This window comes from Pelomonas sp. KK5 (assembly GCF_001984095.1).
Taxonomy (GTDB): Bacteria; Pseudomonadota; Gammaproteobacteria; order Burkholderiales; family Burkholderiaceae_C; genus KK5.
This window is the reverse complement of the sequence record NZ_LYVQ01000601.1, coordinates 1-246: the sequence shown is the minus strand read 5'-3', so window position 1 is coordinate 246 and position 246 is coordinate 1. Positions and strand designations below refer to the sequence as shown.

Annotated in this window: 1 protein-coding gene; it reads right to left on the bottom strand. The window is 69.9% G+C overall.

Translation table 11 applies throughout. The features are described 5' to 3' along the window. Window positions 1–246, bottom strand: a 246-nt coding sequence (locus tag B0W88_RS34295) for a hypothetical protein (protein ID WP_158081010.1), incomplete at both ends; no start/stop codon positions are given.

The window sequence follows — 246 nt, the reverse complement described above, 5'->3', positions numbered from 1 at the left end:
GGTGAGGCCCTGCACCTGCGCGGAGCTGAGCACCGCGGCCTGGCCGCTGGTCAGCGCGACGATGTCATCGGTGCTCAGCGCATGGACCTGCGCGGAACTCATCGCCTTGATGCCGGCCGAGCCGAGCGCGAGCACGTCCTCGGTGGTCATCGTGGCGATCTGCGCGGTGCCGATGGCGGCGATCTGCGTGCTGGTCAGCGCGGGGATCTGGCTGCTGGTCAGCGCGTTCAGCGTGTCGCTGCCCAT